Origin of the sequence: Nitrosovibrio sp. Nv17, assembly GCF_900119085.1 — a bacterium.
In the GTDB taxonomy this organism is placed as follows: domain Bacteria; phylum Pseudomonadota; class Gammaproteobacteria; order Burkholderiales; family Nitrosomonadaceae; genus Nitrosospira.
This window is the reverse complement of sequence record NZ_FPIQ01000047.1, coordinates 1-1,810: the sequence shown is the minus strand read 5'-3', so window position 1 is coordinate 1,810 and position 1,810 is coordinate 1. Positions and strand designations below refer to the sequence as shown.

Here is a 1,810-nt window from a genome sequence, read left to right as displayed (position 1 = left end):
GGAGCGGTGATACCGGTCTTCACCAAGCTGTAAGCTTCACACATGACACCGATCCGCCCCCGTCGACAGACGGCAAGGGGGATCGGTGTTTTTGTTTCTGCGATCCGGATAATGCCTGCAGGACGTCAGGTCGACGGGATGCTCGCGAACACGTCTGCGATCCGCCGGATGCCCGCTCGGATTTGATATTCGTTCAGAGAGGCGAATCCCAATATCAGTGTCCGGGCACTGTAGCGGCTTTGCCCGTAGTCGTAGGCGGTGCCGGCTCCGATGGCGTAGACACCCACCCCATGCTGTAGCGCAAGTTCCTGCAGTTCGGGTGCGCTGGGATAGCCTTCTGGCAGGTGCCAGGCCAGATGCAGGCCGCTTTCCACGCCTGAGAGCTCGACCGCTCCGAAGTGCTGCCTCAACGCCTCGATCAGCGCATCGCGGCGCTTGCAGTATACATGGCGCATGCGCCGCAGGTGGTTGCCATAGGCGCCGCTGCGGATGAATTCGGCCATGGTGATCTGGTCCAGCCAGGAATGCCCGTTGTTCAGCAGGGCCTTGGCGGAGCGTGTCGCGTGTATCAGTGTCTTGGGCACCACCAGGTAGCCCAGGCGCAGCCCGGCGCCCATGGATTTGGAAAAGGTGCCGAGATACATCACGCATCCGTAGTCGTCGAGACCCATGAGCGCAGTCAGCGGGGAGCCGCGATAACGGAAGTCCGAATCGTAATCATCCTCGATGATGTACGCACCGCAGCGCTGGGCCCAGTCGAGCAGCTTCAGGCGCCGTTCGATCGGCAGCGTGAAGCCAAGTGGATACTGATGGGAGGGAGTGAGGTATAGAAGCGTGACACCTTCCTTGGGGAGTTGCTCCACGTCCAGGCCGGACTCATCCACAGGGACGGGCGCCAGTTTGGCATAGTAGCTCTGAAAGAGCAGGGCTGCGCCTTCATAACAGGGATTTTCCGTCGCAACCAGCGTTCCATCCTTGATCAGGAGGCGGGAGGCCAGATTCAGTCCCTCCTGGGAGCCGGCGGTGATGATCACTTGATCGGGGGTGACGCTGATGCCGCGTGCGACGCCGAGATGATCCGCGACCACCTCGCGCAGTTGAAGCAATCCGCCTGGATCGCCGCACTCGGTGAAGTGGGTGCTGGAAGAAGCAAACGTCCGGTTGATGAAGCGGCGCCAGATTTTCTGTGGGAACAGGTCGAGGTCGGTCCGGTCCGGGAAAAAATCGAAGTCGAGGTGGCGTGTATTGCCGCGTGTCTGCTTCTGTCCGATGAAGGGGATATCCGGTTGCCGGATCGCTTCTCCCTGGGCGGGGACTGCGGTTGCGATCCTGCGTGTCGCCGCAAGGCTGGTTTCCGGCAGCTCCAGATTGACGTACGTCCCGATCGCCTTCCGGGCCTGCAGATACCCTTCCGCCATCAACCGATCATAGACGAGCAGAACCGTATTGCGGGAAATACCCAACTGCTCAGCCAGCACCCTGCTGGCAGGAATGGGTGTCCCTGGCTTCAGCTTTCCTCCGAGGATCAGATGGCGCAGTTGCTCGAAAATCTGCCCTTGCAGCGATTGGGGACTGTTATGGTCAAGTACGATGGGAATTGCCATGGATGCCGTTTCCTATCGTCTCATTCGGGCGCCGCCGCATGCGCGTTCCGGCGAACGATGCCCGTTTGCCGCCCGCCCGATGAGGACGAGGGACTATTCTTCACCGGGCTTGTCGGATTCTTCCTGGGAGGGGCTGCTGGAGGAATCCTCGTCGTCGTCGTCCTCATCGTCGTCGTCGTCCTCCTCCTTGGAGGACTTGAGCACCA

Annotated in this window: 1 protein-coding gene; it reads right to left on the bottom strand. The window is 60.7% G+C overall.

Translation table 11 applies throughout. From position 1 onward, the window contains the following. Positions 1–125: 125 nt before the first annotated feature. Positions 126–1,604 carry a MocR-like pyridoxine biosynthesis transcription factor PdxR gene (locus BT108_RS13240; RefSeq protein ID WP_072295024.1) on the bottom strand — a complete coding sequence of 493 codons (1,479 nt, stop codon included), beginning with the start codon at positions 1,602–1,604 and terminating at the stop codon, positions 126–128. Between the last annotated feature and the right edge of the window lie 206 nt (positions 1,605–1,810).